Here is an 18,056-nt window from a genome sequence, read left to right as displayed (position 1 = left end):
TTGCCTAGATTCACATGGAAGGAAAACCCAATGTTTGTTATACGATCTCATAATAATCCTGTGAGTGATAGGCTCTAAACCCGCATGATTCATACAATCGCAGTGCATGTGCGTTTTTCGCTTCTACCTCTAGGAAAATAGGAAAACCTGCTTTATGTTCCTTTATGACAATATTTGTTAAGGCTTTTCGCCCAATACCATTTCCTTGAAACTCTGGAAGAACGGCAAATCCATAAATCCCAGCTTCACCATCAAGATGAGAAACTCGAATTTTTCCTACTGCCTTTCCGTTAAACAAAATGATTAAATATTGATCATCATCAAATCTTTGAGTATTGAAGGCTCTGGCTTCCTCTTCTTCAAACCCGAAGCATTGAACCTCTAATTGAACTTCTAGTTCAAAATCGTCAGGAGCAGATAGTTTAAGAGTCACATCCTCGGATATGTTCAGCTCTGTTTCTTCCCACTTCATTTGATATTCTGAAAGAGAATATTTACATGGGATGGTTTCTAGAAATCCTTTTGCAGACTTTGAATTAGTAGGAGCATTCAAAAGAACCTTTCGATAGCCTTTTTCTTTTACTTCATGAAGGGCTTCATGATAAAGCCCAGTAAAGATTCCTTTTCGGCGGAAATCTGGATGAACCATTCCACATATTTCAACCTTATTTCCAAAGCCATATAGTCCGATAAAACCTACTAATTTTTCATCCTCGTAATAGAAAAAGTCCTCTTTATCTTTTCCTGTCCGAGTTTTCAGCATATCCCAATTTAGCTTTAATTCAAATGATTCTGAAGCCTCGCATGCTTGCTGAAGTTCTTTAATGTCAGTTAATTGTTTACTAGTTAACACACAGGTTCCTCCCCAAAAAATTCGTGTCTCTTACAAACATGTTATATTCACTTTGAAACATGCACTGTAAAGTCTGCTAGCAGTCTTGCACCGAATCCCGTTGCGGTTTTCGGATAGTAACCGGTTTCTTCACTTTCCATCACGCCTGCCATATCCACATGAAGCCATTTGCATGATTCAGGCACAAAACGGCGGAGGAATAAACCTGCTGTTATGGACCCAGCCTCCCCTTTAGAAGATATATTGCTAAAATCAGCATAATCGCTTTTTAAATAGCTGTCGTATTCATCAACTAATGGCATCGGCCAAACGAAGTCGCCATTTTCTTTGCCCAGCAGCCTCATTTCATTAGAAAGCTGCTCATCTCCAAAGACCCCTGCTATTTTTGTCCCAAGTGCGTTCACAATAGCCCCTGTTAAGGTTGCGATATTTACAACATGGTCAGCTCCCCATTCACCTGCGCGAATGAGACCGTCAGCTAAGATGAGGCGTCCTTCTGCATCCGTGTTCCCTACTTGAACCGTATGACCGTTTTTATAACGGATAATTTCCCCAGGAAGCACGGACGTATTATCCGGTGAATTTTCAACGATTGGAATCAATGCCACCACATTGACCTTGGCCTTTGATGCTGCTAATAGCTTCACGGCTCCTGCAACAGCAGCGGCACCACCCATGTCCATTCTCATATCACTTAAATCTCTGCCACTCTTCAGGCTAATTCCCCCTGTATCAAACGTAACTCCCTTTCCAACAAGAGCGACAAGCGGCTTTGACTCATCCCCCTTATATACGAGCTCTACAAAGGAGGGCTTGTATTTACTTCCTCGTCCAACGGTTAAAACGCCGTTCATTTCCATTTCCTCAAGTTTTTCTTTATTGAATACATTCAACTGAACAACCGTTTCAGCAAACTCATCCTGTAAGATCAAAGGAAATGTTTCCGGGTTCAACACATTTGGAACCTCATTCATTAAATCACGAGAAAAGTTTGTTGCCGCCGCACGAATTTTTCCTGTTTCCATAAATGGCTCTAGTTCTGCTGCTCCATCTATTACTAATTCAGTTTGGAATCGATCTTCCTTAGACTTGTATATAACAAATTTATATGCTCCTAAATGCCAGCCTTCCACAAAGGCAGTGATTAACTCATCTAGCTGCAGGCCAGGCAATGACTCTTTCATTGAATTTGCTTGAATAACTGCCTTTAATACTTGGCGGCTGCCTAGTTCACGTGCAATAGCTCCTGCAACCATCCGAATTTTTTCAAGAGACTGCTTCTCTCGCTCAATTTCTTTTATAACAACTGTCAACTCTTCCCCAAGAAACAATGCTGTGAATGCAGCCTTACTATTTTCAACATAGTGCTTAATTTGACCATTTTCTTGAATGCGCGCATCATTGGAAAATAAAATGCTAGCTTGTAATGACATGGTTAGTTTCTCCCCTTTTCTTAAATCTCCTTACTTTATTTCGTTATTCGAAAGGAAAATTCCTTTGTTTTAATAACCCATTTTATTTAATCTGATGATTTCCTATTCGATTTTTCGACAGATTTCGATTGGACTGACGAGCCATAAATTTACAAGGGAATATAATCCGCATTTACACTAATTTTACAAAGCCTTATCATTCTTTTAAGATAGACCATTTATAATGAAGGTAGATTTCACGACAAATTTCTACAAAAGGTGGCCTATGAAAAATAACCGATTGACCCATATTATTAATTTCCTTGCCTTTTTAAATGCTAAGAAGGGAAGTCTTTATCAAGAATATAGAAAGAGTATAGAGCTTCATGAGCTCATGCAAAAAGGGAAGGTTGATACGGTTTTTCAGCCTATTCTCTGCCTGAAGGAAGGTACGACATTAGGATTTGAGATTTTAAATCGTCCTCAACCGACAAAATTGTTTCCGACAACCGAAAAGTTTTATGAATATGTCGGCAAAAGCAATGATGTTTTTATGATAGAACGGTTTCTCCGGAACCTTTCTCTTGAACGATTCTCGGATCAGGTCAAGGGGTTTCAACCCACTTCGACCCCACTCGTATTTCTCAATATCCAGCCACAAGTATTAGCTGATCCCGCCTATCGAAGTGGAATAACGCTGGAATTATTGGAAAGATATAATCTTTGCCCTGAGCAAATCGTTTTAGAGCTTACCGAAAAAGAGGCAGTAACCAACTATAGCCAGTTCGAACGAATCATAGACCATTATCGGCAACAGGGGTTTCGTATTGCAGTTGACGATGCTGGAACCGGCTATAATAGCTTACAAACCCTCATTTACATAAAACCCGAATTTATTAAAGTGGATAAATCCCTTATTCGTAAAATTGATGAGCATCCCGAGAAGCAACATTTAGTAGAGCTCCTTCTTGATTTTGCTTTACAGTCAAATACTCAAATCGTTGCAGAAGGAATAGAATCACTTTCGGAGCTAAACTACTTACGAAAAGTAGGCGTCCATATGGGGCAGGGTTTTGCTCTCGGGAAACCAAATCCCGAATTAATAAATGGAAAATTACCACACTCCAATCCTATTTTACGAACTCAATTCGGCTAGACTGATATACAAACGTGTTAATGTAAAACTTAAAGCCATGTAGTTTATCAAAACTACATGGCTTTTCTACCACTATTGAGGCAAAACTTCTTCACTGACATCCTCTAACGATAGAAATGAACTTTCTTTAATCGCTTTACATCTGCTTTTTAATCTAGCAGCCACTTTACTTATTTCCTCTACTGATGTAAATACACAGTTTTTATTTTGTACAATCGCTATGGATATCGTTACTAACGGAATATATTCAATCTGCCCCTGTCTTGTTCTTGCTTGAATTCTCCCACTTTTCCATTCATCTTCAGAGTAATAACGCTTCGTAGCATACTGGAAGAGTGAAATAATTTGTCGTGATAACGGCTCATGGTTGAAATGAGGGATAACGGCAATAAAATCATCGCCGCCAATATGTCCAACAAAGGAGGGAGCGTTCTCCTCGACGTCAATTACCTTCTTAATAATCTTGGCAGTCTCATTAATTAATTCATCGCCCTTACTAAATCCAAATGTATCATTGAAGGATTTGAACAAATCAATATCTATGTAAAACACACTAAATCTTTTATATGACAACACTTCGTTCAGTGTTTCTTCGATTACATTATTTCCAGGAAGTCCGCTGAGAGGATTTGAAAAACGGGCAATATTTATTTGAATCTCTGATAATTTAATAATTAATTCTCTAATACTTACAATTCCATGGATACGGTCATGCTTCGTGATAATGACATAATCATAAAGATGCTCCTGCATTCTGCCCATCGCTAGCGCACTGACCTCAGTAATGGGGACTGAATATTCAACCATTAGGAACTCTTGGTCCATCACGAGTTCAATCGTCCGCTTCATAAAAAGGTCAAATCCGTATTTTGTTGATAGTTTTTGAAAAAAGTGAGTTCTCATTACTAACCCAATTGGCCGTTCTTCTTTACACACGACAATCCCTTCCAAGGATGGGTCTTCAGTAAATATTGAATAAACAACCTCACATAAGGTTGAAGGTGTTACAATGACATTGTCTTTTGATATTTCTCCAATTTCGATGTGCACATACTCACCCCCATTTTCCAATAATTAATCACATTTAACTATAATTTACTGTAGGAATGTTAATTGTTCGTAAAATACATGTTAATTTTTAGATTATTTTATGAATTTTTACCTATTACCAAATGATCACTATCAAAATGTAAATTTTTAAGTCTTTTTACGCGATTTCCATGTCTAACGTATAGAAAAGAAAAAGGGGAGGATCTTCTTGGAAGTAATTAAACTTCTACAGAAAGCAAAAAAGGGAGATGACGAAGCATTTTACGAGCTTATGCAAATTCATAAAGTTCGTCTGTTAAAAGTTGCCTACTCCTATTTGCGTAATGAAGCGGATGCACTGGAAGCATTGCAGGAGGTAACTTTTCGTGCCTATCGTTCTATTAAAAAAGTAAAAGAACCGGAATATTTCTCCACATGGCTCATTCGAATTATGCTGAATTACTGCCATGATCAAAGCCGAAGGAAAAAGAGAATAGCCGATACGGACCTGTTAGATAGCCTTGCGGAAACAATTGATCACAGCCAATCTATAGAAATCCAAGAAGCCCTGCAGAAAATCGACTCTCGCTGCCGTGAAGTGATTATTCTCAAGTATTACCACGATCTTCGGATAAAAGATATTGCTGAAATTCTGGAACATCCAGAAAGCACGATAAAAACATGGTTATACAAAGGACTCAAAGCGCTGAGAAATCAAATGGAGGATAGGAGTGGGCTGAATGTTTGAAAAAGAAGAAAAAGAATTGGAGAAATCAAGAGATTTTTATAATGAGATTGTTTTTTCTGATGATCGGGCTAATGCCGCAATCTTAGAAGGCATGAAACGCGGAAAAGAATTAAAGATAAAAAAGAGAAAATTAATCCCGTTGAAAATTCTTTTAACGGCAAGCATTATCATTATTTCCTTTTTCACAACAGTGAATGTTTCAGAAACAATGGCTACTTATATGAAAAATATTCCGGGAATGGACAAGGTTATAGAATTTGTCCGCTATGACAAAGGGCTGTTGGCAGCGGCAGAAAATGATTACATACAAAAAGTGAATGCTAATGTCGAACATGCGGGTATACAACTAACAATAGATTCTGTTATCCATGATGAAAAAAGTTTAACTTTGTTTTATAACTATCATGCTGAAAATGAAGATCTTCATGTCATAGGTGATTTTAAACTCTTAAATCAAAAAGGCGAAGAACTTTCTACTCAAAAACACGGGGAAGTTTGGTCAATAGATAAAAATAAGCTATTAGAATTAAGATTCACTCTTAATGAGCAAAAACAGCTTCCGAAGGATCTAATTTTTTCATTTCAATTTAGTATTGATGGGCAAGTCCAGAAAGATGTTTGGGAAATTCCGCTGCATTTAGACGAAAGCAAGTTTGCAGAAAAGAAAGTGTTTAAGCTGAATGAAACAGTAGTAATTGAAGGACAGGAGATCACAATTAAAGAGGTCGTAGTATACCCTTCGCAAACAGATGTACATGTATCATTTAATTCACAAAATAGTAAACAAATTTTTGGCTTTAATGATCTTCGGCTAGTAGACGAAACGGGAGAGGTTTGGGATGCAAGAGTTAAAGGTAATTATCCTATTAATGATGACGAATACATCATACATTTGCAAAGTAACTACTTCTCCAATCCGAAAAAATTAAAGTTGCAATTTAGTTCTCTTCGGGCACTTAACAAGGATGAACTATGGCTCGAAATCGATCCAGCAAACAAAGAAATCCTTAAGGCACCTAAAGACGGGAAATTTACAGAGATCGAAGCGTGGGGAGATATAATTCAATTAAAGTTAGAAACCAAAGATGACTTCAATGACAATTTAATATTCGAAAACACTATCGATAAGAATGGTAATATTATTGGTGGAAGCGGAGGAATAACAGTAGGATCTGATAAAAATTTTACTATATATCAAATTCCTTACCCTTCTGAAAATGCACCAAATGGACCAATTAAATTAAAACTGCTAGACTATCCGTCAACCATTGAAAAGGAAGTGAATATAAAAATCAAATAACAAAAAGGGCTCCCCAAAGTCAGGATAACTGACTTTGGGAAGATTCTCTCATTTTTATACAAAAGTACTAAAAAATCATATGACAAAAATAGCCTCGAAATATGAACTTAATTCTATTTATTCACAATGATAAACCTAACGTAAAATCGATTTTGTCGGCATATTGAGGAAAATCAATTAGAGGATTTCTGTTCTTTTGAATATTGAAGATCTCTTTGTTGCGATGTTTTTCATAAATGGATATTTTATATTCACGATGCCATTTTAGCAGCATCTCAATGTCCTTACTGCTATATCGGCTAATTTCTCCTGGATATCTTAACAAAAAATACAATGTCGACCTGGCAGCCTCACCTTTTCCACTTTCAGGTTCAAACTTACCCTCTTGATATTTCCCGCACTGTGCTCTGATCGCTTCCGTTTCCATTTGAGGAGAATAGTCCACAAAATCAAAATAAGGATGATTGGACCTTAATGAATTGCAATCTATTTCACACGTAAAAAGATGATGTAAATCTCCTCTCATCGGATTATCCTTATCAAACCATGACTGAGGAACGACATGTTCACAATTATACATATTTTCACTTTCAATGGACGCCATCGCCATCTGTATTTCATATTCGGTTTTCGAGCCACTTTTTTGTAACTTGGCATAGGCTTCTATTCTTTTTCTTTCTGCTTCATAATCATCTTTTATGACTTGTTCAGGATCTCTTTCTTTTCCGGAATAGATGCTCTTCAACTTCCCGTCTATATGGAGGTCAATTCTTGAATAGAGATAATTCCGGGTTTTAGAGTTATAAGGGAGCTGATTTCCATGTGTACTCGTAATTAACTGATTAAGTTTCTTATATAACTCTTTTTTGTCCACTTCATTAAAATCAATTTGATGATAATAATCTTTGATTGCCATTTGATCCTGTTCTTCATCATAATACTCTTTTCCATTTTTAAACCTCTTTTTGTTAAGCTCCAGCTCCAACAATGTAGCATTAAAATCTGCATTTTTATGTGATTCTATATTTTTCATGTTCAATATTTTGTTCCTCCTTTCTAATTTTATTCCTGCTTAAATTCTCTCAAGCTAGCAGTAATTGATTATTCCACTCTCACACAATTATATAACCTAAATATTAATTTAATTTTTCATTTATATTAAATTTCCCAGTATTTGTATCAATTTCTGCATTACAATACCTTCACCTTGGCTGATATCATCCCATATGGCAGGTGTCTAAACCGTATTAACTCCTCTGGCATTTCATTTATGTTTTCTACAGCACCACCTGGACCAATTAAATTAATACTACTAGACTATCCGGCAACCATTGAAAAAGAATTGACTATTAAAATGAAATAAAAGAAATACGATTCTCTGATTAGGGAATCGCATTTTTTTATCTAAGCTTCACATATTGATTCGCTTTTTCAACTCTTGGTGAAATTTTATCGGATCGTCCAAGCGGATAGCTACCCTTGTATATGTTTTTTCCAATCCAAAGAAAAGAGTCGCACGGCATGGGTTCTTTAATTCTAGAATCATATGAGGATGAACCTCTTCAAAATCCCTTGCAATAAAATCAAGCGTGGTTTTACTATTTATTTTTTGATCTAATACTTGTTGGTCCGTTGTAATAGCAGCAATATCTTCGAGTGAAACGACCATTTTCTTTGCTGAGCCAAGGGATAAGTATATGTTATTGTCTGTTAACTTGACTGGGTTTAGGCGGACAGCCTGAATATCACCAAGAAAAAATATAACGGAATATACATTTAAGATCAGAAGAACAATCGACAAAACGATGGACTTATCGTGGAGCCACCAATGAAGCCCCAGTGTTTCAATTACAATCGCATGAATCAACATAATATGAAATGCCAGTAAACTAGATTTTGTGTGCAGAGTGAAAAATCCCTTTCCTTTCGGGGGACTTTTCCTCCATGACGCAAAGGCATAGTAAAAAATAAGAAATTCAGAGGAAAAAACTTTTACAATGGGATGATTTCGTACTTTTTCCCTTACGGCAGCTGGAAAGGAAAATAATAATGTTTCATCACTGCTGCGCACTTTTTGAATGATGGCAGGCATATATCGAACTAGCAAGAAAAGCACTGACAACTCTATCAAAATCAATAGTCCCTCAACCCCAAAACCAATATAGGAGATCCAGATAAATGGTTCAAAATATTTCATGGGTATTAAGAATTTTGCTAGTATTAGCCCACCTGCCATTAAAATAATAAAACGCTTAACGAAAGAGCCCTTTTTCTTATTTATGGCTAATACTAATAATGGTGAAATAATTGCTAAATCAAGCAGAGACCCAAGAACAACCCATTTCGTTTCATCCGTTAGAACCAATGGTGAAAGGGGCGTTCGATACAATATGAAATTTGAACTAAGTATCAATATCAACAACAGCATCCATACATAGCTTTTCCTAAGAATCTGCTTAACTAGCATAAAATCACCTTTTTTTACTTTAATTGTAACTTATGCGAGGTGATTCAAGCACCTATTTTTTGGCATTTTTCTAAATCCCTTGGGATCCTCCGCGAATATGATGGTTCTTAGACTTCATCTTATCGTTGAACATCCACTTTATTTAAAAACTTAATTATACATTCATTCACTTCTTCTGCTTTCTCAATAGAAAGGGCATGCCCAGCATTTGAAATAACTTTATATTCAATATGAGGGATTAACTGCTGCGCATTTTTTAACATTTCCTGATAATTATAGATGACTTCCTTATCCCCAACCATAATCAATGACGGCATACTAATTTTCTTAAAATCATCATTGCTGAAAACAGAGGGAACAATTGTTTTTGTAAGTTTATAATGTTTTAAGCCTAAGTAAAACTGGTCAAATAAACCCGGCTCCACCTGATTCCCTTTGGCAACAAACCAGCTGCAGAATGAGTTAATTACAAAAGATCGTTTAGGAATAATCATGATACTGAATAGCCTTAAAAAGAATTGTTTATAAAAAGGAATAAATGAAGCCGCTGGAGCTAACAGGATAAGCTTATTCACTTTTTCAGGATAAAGAATCGAGAAATTAATGGCCTGCCAGCCGCCAGCTGAGTGCCCGCATATTGCTGCTTGCTCTATTCCTAATTCGTGAAGAACGTCTGAAAGCCATTGGGCACAGTCCCTTTTTTCCTTATAAGGCTTTGCTACTACACTTAAATTAAAATCTGCCAAAATGTCGATCGCATATGTTCGGTAATATTGGCTAAGCTCTTGGATATTGGGATACCACATAGTCGCTCCAAAGCCAAAGCCATGCAAGAGAATTAATGGTGGAGCATCCTTAGGGCCTGTTGCAATAATATGTGTTTCACCGAAACGTGTTGAAACGTAAAAACTCTCGTAATCTACCTTCCATAATGAAAGATTGGCATCATACACTTGTTTAAACTTTCCGGCACCCTCCATACTTCTAAATGCCAAGGAATAATTGGACAACCTAAACTCCTCCTATTAATTCAATTTTATTTGATTTCTATACATGTTCCTTGACCGCTTTAATAACATCTAACGGTGTTTCAAAAGGAACAAAGTGGCCAATGTTATTTAGAATGGTAATGGTTGCATCAGAAAAGTAGTCAGGGATTCTGTCCGCCCATTCGTACCGGATAACAGGGTCAGCGTTCCCCCACAAAATGGTTGTCTTATGGCTGATCTTTTCTATGATTTGTGAGGACAAGGCACTTGATGTCTTTGCCCCTGACCTTGCCCTGTAATAAGCAATGCTTGCTTTAAACGCACCCGGCTTTAAAAATTCTTCTATTATATAGTGGAGTTCTTTTTCCCTAAGCTTTTCACGTTTACCAATCCAATGATTATAAAAATACGTAAGATACACTCTTAATGAAGCATCGTTCATACCAATAATCTCTTCAGCAATAGGAAGGTTATGAAAATGCTGATACCAAAACTCACTTTGAATGTTTGGATCAAACCTTCTTTCTCCTATCCCGCCATAAGGAGGATTTAATAGTACAAAAGATTTAACTCTCTTTGGAAACTTTTTCGCAAGTGTTTGGGCAATGGTTGCACCAATATCGTGAGCAACGACCACTACTTTATCCAAAGAAAGACTATGAATTAATCCAATAAGATCGTCTACATGATTTTCAGGAGTATAAGCGACAACAGGTAATTCATCTGGTTTCCCCGACTTCCCGAATCCCCTTAGATCAGGAGCGATCACATCGCAGGATTTTGATAACTCTGGCAATACATGGCGCCAATCATACCAAAAACCTGGCCAGCCATGCAAAAACAGAACAGGCTCTCCAGCCCCCATCCTCACATAATGAATATGGACTCCTGTTTTGCCTATATGATATGAATGATTCCAGCTCCTATCGTGAGGTGATAAATCTAAGTATTCATTCATCATAAAAATCCCCTCTTCGTCTACGACTTTGCCAGCGCAGCATTATTTAAGTTCTCAACCGCATACTACCGATTTGAATAAATTTAGTCGTCATGAAATGATGTGATATGCCTTTATGATAATGAGGATTGAAACAAAAAAGGTTACAAATCGGTAACAGTAAAAGATGAACTTTTGCTAACAATTTTTAGCCTCTACGATTGTATCTATAAACGTCCCATCAATCCCTTATTAAATATTGGTTGAATTAACTGTATAAATTTCTTAAATATACTATATCAGGCTTACACTGAAGTCCTCTTCCGAATTAAGGCTGAATATTCCTACATCAATAGTCGTAAAAAGTGCCTGCCCCCGCGTATTAAGTATTCATATGGCGGGGGCAAGCACTTCAATTATTTTTATTTAGGAGCTAAGGAAGCTGACAAACAATCTTGCCATTTATTTAATAAGACAAGATTGTTTAACTTATTGGCATTCCGGAACTTATGCTAACAATCCTGCATTTTCCTTTCACTAACCCAAGTTTCATTCTGATGAAGACTACATATACTGCAATAAAATTATTTTTTTCAAAAGGATGATTTAATAAGATGGCATCCATTTTCGGACAAATTCAAGTAGACAAAGTGACAGGAGGCATAGTAAATTTTGGTAATACGAAGTCTATTTCACCTATATCTGCTTTAAAAGATCCGACTGGGAGTGGATCAAATAATGCTGGAGGCTGGATCAGTACATCAACTGGTATTTCAGTCACAAATTTTTTTGACCCTGATGTCAGTGATCAAAAATTAGATAAGGACCTTGAAAACGAGGACTTGATTAAATAATATATTAACGAATTTGTTTTGGCTTTTTTATCATTATTCTTCCACATTTGTGGTACCCACTTACTTATTCTTTCATATCATGCAAAAAAGGATATCTGAAGAGGGTGATTCAAATTGGGAAGTATTTAGATTTTTTGTCTAAATTCGGTGTTGGCGGTGCGCACCCCGGGGGGATTCAATTAACAAAGGAAATATTCATGCTAGAGGAACTTAACAACACTTCTCACATATTAGATGTTGGATGTGGTACTGGCCAAACAGCTGCCTACCTTGCTTCTAAATACGGTGTAAAAGTAACGGGAATAGATATTAATCCAATCATGGTAAAAAAGGCAAAAATAAGAATGAAAAAACACCAATTGCCTGTAGAAATTATTCAAGGTTCAATAGAGAAATGTCCATTAAAGAGTAATCATTTTGATTTTATTATTTCCGAATCTGTTCTTGCTTTTGTAAATAAACCTAGATCACTTAAGGAAATATTTCGTTTATTAAAGAATGAGGGGCGGTTCATTGCAAATGAGCTTACCATTAACCATCCGCTCAACATAAATGAAAAAGAGGAAATTAAACAATTTTATGGATTTGATCACATCCTTTCGGAGAAGGACTGGATTACTTTAATGAAATATACAGGATTCAAAAACATAAAAATATCCAGGAATCAACATTCGATCCTTCAAGACAATCCGGATGTTGAATTTCAGTACTCAAATTATATTGATCCTGAACTCCAGTCGGTCTTCCTTCAGCATTTTAATCTAATGGCAAAGTATCATGGCACTCTAGACTACAGAATATATTCATGCACAAAATAAGGGCGCTGTAATTTAGAAAAGGCTTGCTGTACATTTGTACCGCAAGCCTTTTCATTGAGTTGAGGTTTAGATAAAGAACGGGAAAAACGGACCAAATCCTCTTATTCCAAAGAAAGGGAAGCCAAATAGGCCAAAGGGTCCGAAAAATAAACGACTTTCATCATCCATATGAACATTCATGGTCATATGGGTGGACTGATGTGCTCTGGGCATGATCAGATACATTTTGTCATGATCATAGCTGTGAAGTAACCCCTGAAAAACAGAGCCATCGTTTAATTCTACTTGAATAAATTGATACAAATGTTTTTTACACTTTTCATGATGATGATGATGATGGTGATGGTGATGATCGGTATCCCTAAGCGGATGAACAAGATATTGCAAGACAATCTACCGCCTCTTTTTCAATACAGTAATAAAATATTCTTAAATTGGGTTTTGTGTTACCCAATTTAACCATTATAGAGGAGGCATATTTATAGAAAAGTCAAGAACATTGTTCAACCGATCACTACCAGATAAGTGTTTAAAGTCGAACTCTTTTTAAATAACAAAGGGGTGGATCTCATGTCTATTCAGATTGTAAACAGAGAACCACCCCAAGCTTTTTATCAATACAAAAAATTTGAGCTTAACTTCAAGTGTGAATAGATCGGTGCTTTAGGCATTTTTTCTTAATTCCACTTCTAAATTTTGTTGTTCAGTAAATAACTGATCCATTACTTGATTAGATTTGATCCTCTTAACAAAAATCGGATTTAATATAACAAGGGCTAGGACGTTTGCCAGCAATCCCCAAAAGCCTTCATAAATACCGAATGTCATTCCTGTTCCAGACACCGTAAACGTTACAGCTAGTCCAACAATTAATCCAATAGTAGTAGCCTCTTTTGTTTGCTTTTTCCAGAACAAGCTAAAGACAATCGCTGGAAAGATTTGCACCATTCCGGATACTCCCATAAGCTGAAGGGATACAAGTGCTGTCGGGAAAAGCATTCCAAAGATTAAAGCTAGGCCAATGACGACAAATACCATTGAGCGAGTAATCATCGTTAATTTTGCAGGTGAAACCTTTGGATTAATAAAATCTCGATAAATATTATTGGCAAAAAGATTTGAAGCACCAATCGCCATGATTGAACAAGGAATAAGTGATGCTAGTGCAATAGTAGCATAGGCTAGTCCTTGAACAACTCCACCGTAAGAAACTTGTATTAAATTTAGCAGCGCAAAACGCGGGTCGCTGCCTTCTGGCAATACATGAAATGCAGCAAATCCTAGGAAAACAACAAGAATCAACACAATATTGTAAAGTGGTAAATAGATTGCATTTTTCCGAAGGGCATCAGTACTTTTAGCCGTAAATACCCCAGTTATACCGTGAGCCCACATAAATAATGCCAATCCAGATACTAATGAAGCTGTGAGAAACCAAGGAATCCCTCTTGGCCCTGTTGTAGGGATGGTTAACAATTCAGGGGTCTCAGTCACAATTTTATCCATCATGGATCCCCACCCTCCAAAGTGGATGATCGGAATAGTCACAACGAGGAATAACATGATGACCCAGATTAAAATGTCTTTAATAATAGCTGTATAGGTTGGTCCTTTTATTCCGCTAAAGAATGTATAAAGGGCAACTAAAAAGAATGATAGAATAACAACCACATTAATATTAATAAACCCTGTACCTGCTACTTTCAGTGTATCTTGAATACCAGCTAGCTGCAGATCAATATAAGGAATAAGCATTAACACTCCAACTATGGCTATTAGAAAGGATAAAAACTTACTATCAAATCTCAATTTTGCATAATCTGCGAGAGTTGTAAGTTTGTATTTTTTGGAAACTTTCCATAGCTTCGGCAGAAAGAAATAGGAAATAAAAAAAGCAATAATCGTATACGGAATCGCAAAGAAGGCAATGCTTCCACTTGAATAGGCTTGACTTGTTAACCCTAAAAAAGTATAGGCTGTATATAAATCCGCACCTACTAAGAGCCAAACTAACAATGGGCCAAAACGTCTCCCGCCGACAGACCATTCCTCTACGGAGCTTCTACTCGCTTTATCCCGTCCTGCTATAAATCCAATTAAAATAACTGATAGAACAATAAAACTTGTGATCAACAAAGCTGTTAAATTTCCTTGCATCATTTAAATTTCCCTTCCGACTTATCTAATTGATAAATCATATATGTACATAATGGAGTAAGTATCATCCCTAAAAGCAGCCAAAAATGAAAAAATGGCAATCCGATTATGAAAGGATGAATCCGATTAACAAAAGGTATTGCGCCGAGCATAAGGATAAATGGTATGACGATTAAAATGATCCTTAAGTTTTTTTTGCTCATATTTCCCCTCCTAAATTCGTTATTTATTTTATTGGAATAATATTATTTTAATAATATTAACATAATTTTTAAATATTGGTATAAGAATTAGTAGATTTTTTAGACTAATTACTTCATAACTTTCGATAAATAGTTATATTAAAAAAAGAAAAACCGCCTAATAAAGGCAGCTTGGTAAATTTTTCGTTTATCAATCATAATTTAAAAAGGTATAAGTCGCCTATCTAAAATAGGTCGATCATCTCGGCAAACAGTTTAACTAAATCTGTTTTAACAAATATTCACACACATTACTCGAACGAAGCTTAGCCGCTACATAAGGAGGCTGGACTCCTCTGGCGCCTTCAAGCGGAAGTCCGAGCCACAAAACTTTCCCGTCAATGATCACAAATGGAAAGGGAAAGCTCTCGTCCTGCCAGACATCGGAATTGCTCCACTTTCGTTTCGAAATAATCGTCAATTTTACTCGTTTTTCTCTATTTAATAACTGCTTAGTCCATTCTTCAGATAACTTGCTTCCCTCAGGCAAGGAGATGGTAATCGAAGACTTTGCCGATCTCAGGTCTTGAAAGACAGCTTCCAGTTTTCGCGCATGCATCCAGCTTAATTTTGGGTGTTGGTTGCGAATCCAGGAGCCAATTTCTTTCGTTGTAACGGTTTGTTTGTTCCTTACTTGATGGTCAACGAGTTGCCGCAGTGTTTTTCTTGGATAAACATGCTTTTCGATAAAATCTCTGTTGCTAACGTGAAGAAATTTTCCTTTCGTTCTCGTAATGGCTACGTTAATCAAACGTTCACTTTCCTTGCCAGTCAGCAGCATACCAGCCCGATCTTGCGGGGCACTATCAACCGTATCAAATATCATCACATCCCGTTCACTCCCCTGGAATCGGTGGACAGTAGCTGCAATGATATCCGCTTGGCCGCGCTCATTCTCATAAATCTCTTCCAACAACTGCTCCATAAGATTAGCCTGAGCACGGTATGGAGTTACATACCCGATCGATCTAGCTCCACCCAAGTACGCTTCATGAATCAATTGAAAAGACTGCAGCAGCTGCCATAGATTGAACCTGGAATTGGTTGCTTTATCACTAATACAATGCAGGCCCGTGAAACTCGTATCTATAAGCACGGCAGCTCGCTCTTTAAAAGGAGCAAGGCTTGTGATCTTATTTCTGCTTTTAGAGACACTTTCGTGATCGACAACCAGTGATTGATAGATGTACCGATTCGTAAAAGCCGAAATATCAGGGTGCATCCTCCGCTGTTCTTTTAATAAAAAAAGCTGCGGATGAAGCTTCTCTTCATTCAACCAATCCACCACTCCCGCCTTATGAAACACATCCTCTTTCAGCCATGTGGCCACAAGCGGATCCCGGCTTGCGGCAATCGGAGGCAACTGCTTGAAGTCGCCACAAATAATGACTCGCTTGCCCAAGGATGCGGCAAAAGCTGCCTGTGGAACATAGGCCATACTTGCTTCATCGAGGATGACTAGGTCATAATCCTGTTCATAAATAGCGCTGTCACTAGCCGCTTTTGCCAGTGTTGTGCCGACAATGAACGCCTCTTTGACTAACTGAACTTCTTCCTTCCGGACCTTTTCCAGCAGCCTGGCAATCTTCGTTTCTAGTTCCAGCAGATGATCCGAGTCTCGTTTACTGAAAGAATGGGCTAAATCTTGCTTTAAATGGCGCCTTTCTTCAATTAGTCTCTCTCTATACTGGGCAAGGAGCGGGTCCTGCTTTTCGATCATCAAATTTGTCGTAATGTCGAGATGGGCTGAAAGAGTATCCCCTATGTTCCCACCGTAGCGGAGCACATCCCCTTCTCGAAATCTTTTTTTCTTTTTAATAAAATCAGTCAGTTCCCCCATTAAGACATCAACAGCTTGATTGCTATGCGACAAAATCAATACTTTTTTCTTCTGAAAATATTTATTAGCTGCTGTTCTGGCCAAGGTGTATGTTTTACCGGTACCCGGGGGCCCCCAGACGAACGTAGCCGGATTGTATTTGGACCGCAAAACCAATTCATGGACATTACTCTGAATCTTTTCCTCAGGGTGTTTCGTTTCCATGGAAGGATTCATCAATCTCTTCACTCTCAGCCGCTTTTGTTTGTTTTTTTTGATTTCATCCAAGCGCTCGATTAATTGTTCAAGCAATTCCCAAGGATCATGTAGCAAATACGCATCCGGAATGAGGTCGCCAAAGTTCTGCTCTAAAGCAAGAATAATTCCCCTGCCCTCAGAGGAAAGTACCTTTCCACTAGTTTTCATCGTTCCCCATTCCAATTTTATGAAGGAACCAACGGGTATTCTTAATGAGATGGCTGTATCAAAATAGTAGCTATACGGGCCGTCATTTGATAATAGCCTTCCGTTTATGACAGAATAGCGGCTTCCGCCGAACTTCTTTAAGTGATTAATCTCTTGTTGGAGAGCTTGCTGCCATTCTTTGATGTGTGTTTTGGTTGTTGTCATTTGTTTCCCCTTGTTATTTACTACTCGTAGATAATTTCCAATTAAATCGTACTGGTTATTATACATTAAAATGATTGCCTCGAATGGTGAATCGCATGCGTATTTCGTATTGTAATCATTGGAAAAAAGCAGCTGTAACTTGAGCGAGGGTGTAAATCCTTGGGATATATGAGGTGTAGTTGTAAATAATATGAAGGTTAAGACATCAATTGAGGAGGAATTGTATGCAAACGAATCAACAAGCTAATAAGAATTTGGGGTCTGGTTCTAATATGCAATCAGGAGTTGCTGGAACGGATCCGCAGAAAGTAAAACAGGAAATTAGGAAAGATGTCAGTGAAGGGCAAGGGGCGATGACTTCACAGGAAGCTGGGGCGATGCGGGATTGAAAAACCACTCAATTTGAACTGCACCCCAATTGTGAACTGCACCCTAATTGTTAGACAAAAATCTAACTTCTGGGGTGCTTCTTTATGTCAAAATACTCAACCGAGTTTAAATTAAAAATAGTTAATCATTATTTTCAAACGAAATGTAGTAAACAAGCCTTTCTAAGATGTTTAATGTCGTTCGTAGTGATGTACAAAAGTGGATTGAATTACATTTACTACTATAATCACAAACGGATTAAGGCAAAACTAAAGG

Annotated in this window: 17 protein-coding genes; 6 read left to right on the top strand and 11 right to left on the bottom strand. The window is 37.3% G+C overall.

The features are described from left to right. Positions 1–37: 37 nt before the first annotated feature. Positions 38–853, bottom strand: coding sequence for a GNAT family N-acetyltransferase (locus V7127_RS15345; RefSeq protein WP_335487374.1), 816 nt, complete (start codon positions 851–853; stop codon positions 38–40). A 47-nt stretch (positions 854–900) separates the two neighbouring features. Beyond that, positions 901–2,286 carry a leucyl aminopeptidase family protein gene (locus V7127_RS15340; RefSeq protein ID WP_335487371.1) on the bottom strand — a complete coding sequence of 462 codons (1,386 nt, stop codon included), beginning with the start codon at positions 2,284–2,286 and terminating at the stop codon, positions 901–903. A 265-nt stretch (positions 2,287–2,551) separates the two neighbouring features. On the opposite strand from V7127_RS15340, the gene V7127_RS15335 reads away from it, so the two are divergent. Further along, positions 2,552–3,421, top strand: coding sequence for an EAL domain-containing protein (locus V7127_RS15335; protein ID WP_335487368.1), 870 nt, complete (start codon positions 2,552–2,554; stop codon positions 3,419–3,421). A gap of 72 nt (positions 3,422–3,493) precedes the next feature. On the opposite strand, the gene V7127_RS15330 is transcribed toward V7127_RS15335, so the two are convergent. Continuing rightward, on the bottom strand, positions 3,494–4,471 hold the full coding sequence (locus tag V7127_RS15330; RefSeq protein ID WP_335487365.1) for a GGDEF domain-containing protein: 978 nt from the start codon (positions 4,469–4,471) through the stop codon (positions 3,494–3,496). Between the two features lie 208 nt (positions 4,472–4,679). Between V7127_RS15330 and V7127_RS15325 the strand changes: the two genes are divergently transcribed. Continuing rightward, on the top strand, positions 4,680–5,198 hold the full coding sequence (locus tag V7127_RS15325; protein ID WP_335487363.1) for a sigma-70 family RNA polymerase sigma factor: 519 nt from the start codon (positions 4,680–4,682) through the stop codon (positions 5,196–5,198). Then, entirely contained in the window at positions 5,191–6,498 is a 1,308-nt protein-coding gene (locus tag V7127_RS15320; protein ID WP_335487360.1) for a DUF4179 domain-containing protein, read from the top strand. Before V7127_RS15325 ends, V7127_RS15320 begins: the two co-directional genes overlap by 8 nt. Positions 6,499–6,619: 121 nt before the next feature. Here V7127_RS15320 and V7127_RS15315 read toward each other — a convergent pair whose 3' ends face one another. From V7127_RS15315 to V7127_RS15300, 4 genes are all read right to left on the bottom strand, one after another. Then, the gene (locus V7127_RS15315) at positions 6,620–7,531 is read right to left on the bottom strand and encodes an endonuclease I family protein (protein WP_335487547.1); all 912 of its coding nucleotides are present in this window, start codon (positions 7,529–7,531) and stop codon (positions 6,620–6,622) included. Positions 7,532–7,909: 378 nt separating this feature from the next. Then, positions 7,910–8,887: a beta-carotene 15,15'-monooxygenase gene (locus V7127_RS15310; protein WP_335487358.1), complete on the bottom strand. Its 978-nt coding sequence runs from the start codon at positions 8,885–8,887 to the stop codon at positions 7,910–7,912. Positions 8,888–9,084: 197 nt separating this feature from the next. Further along, positions 9,085–9,975, bottom strand: a complete 891-nt coding sequence (locus V7127_RS15305; protein ID WP_335487355.1) for an alpha/beta fold hydrolase — start codon at positions 9,973–9,975, stop codon at positions 9,085–9,087. Positions 9,976–10,012: 37 nt separating this feature from the next. Then, positions 10,013–10,915, bottom strand: coding sequence for an alpha/beta fold hydrolase (locus V7127_RS15300; protein ID WP_335487352.1), 903 nt, complete (start codon positions 10,913–10,915; stop codon positions 10,013–10,015). A 590-nt stretch (positions 10,916–11,505) separates the two neighbouring features. Here V7127_RS15300 and V7127_RS15295 point away from each other — a divergent pair. Both V7127_RS15295 and V7127_RS15290 read left to right on the top strand, forming a co-directional pair. Further along, positions 11,506–11,745, top strand: a complete 240-nt coding sequence (locus V7127_RS15295; RefSeq protein ID WP_335487350.1) for a spore germination protein — start codon at positions 11,506–11,508, stop codon at positions 11,743–11,745. A 134-nt stretch (positions 11,746–11,879) separates the two neighbouring features. Further along, positions 11,880–12,563, top strand: coding sequence for a class I SAM-dependent methyltransferase (locus tag V7127_RS15290; protein WP_335487347.1), 684 nt, complete (start codon positions 11,880–11,882; stop codon positions 12,561–12,563). Between the two features lie 66 nt (positions 12,564–12,629). On the opposite strand, the gene V7127_RS15285 is transcribed toward V7127_RS15290, so the two are convergent. The 4 genes from V7127_RS15285 to V7127_RS15270 all read right to left on the bottom strand — a co-directional run bounded on the left by V7127_RS15285 (position 12,630) and on the right by V7127_RS15270 (position 17,411). After that, on the bottom strand, positions 12,630–12,950 hold the full coding sequence (locus tag V7127_RS15285) for a hypothetical protein (RefSeq protein ID WP_335487344.1): 321 nt from the start codon (positions 12,948–12,950) through the stop codon (positions 12,630–12,632). Between the two features lie 276 nt (positions 12,951–13,226). Further along, positions 13,227–14,720, bottom strand: coding sequence for a sodium:solute symporter family protein (locus V7127_RS15280; RefSeq protein ID WP_335487544.1), 1,494 nt, complete (start codon positions 14,718–14,720; stop codon positions 13,227–13,229). Beyond that, positions 14,720–14,923: a DUF3311 domain-containing protein gene (locus V7127_RS15275; protein ID WP_335487341.1), complete on the bottom strand. Its 204-nt coding sequence runs from the start codon at positions 14,921–14,923 to the stop codon at positions 14,720–14,722. The genes V7127_RS15280 and V7127_RS15275 overlap by 1 nt, the downstream gene beginning before the upstream one ends. A 259-nt stretch (positions 14,924–15,182) precedes the next feature. Then, positions 15,183–17,411 carry an AAA domain-containing protein gene (locus V7127_RS15270; RefSeq protein ID WP_335487338.1) on the bottom strand — a complete coding sequence of 743 codons (2,229 nt, stop codon included), beginning with the start codon at positions 17,409–17,411 and terminating at the stop codon, positions 15,183–15,185. Between the two features lie 224 nt (positions 17,412–17,635). On the opposite strand from V7127_RS15270, the gene V7127_RS15265 reads away from it, so the two are divergent. Beyond that, the gene (locus tag V7127_RS15265; protein ID WP_335487334.1) at positions 17,636–17,800 is read left to right on the top strand and encodes a hypothetical protein; all 165 of its coding nucleotides are present in this window, start codon (positions 17,636–17,638) and stop codon (positions 17,798–17,800) included. The last annotated feature ends 256 nt before the right edge of the window (positions 17,801–18,056 follow it).

Source organism: Bacillus sp. JJ1773, from assembly GCF_036962035.1.
Taxonomy (GTDB): domain Bacteria; phylum Bacillota; class Bacilli; order Bacillales; family Cytobacillaceae; genus Cytobacillus.
The sequence above is the reverse complement of the archived record's forward strand: the minus strand, read 5'-3'. Positions and strand labels throughout refer to the sequence as shown.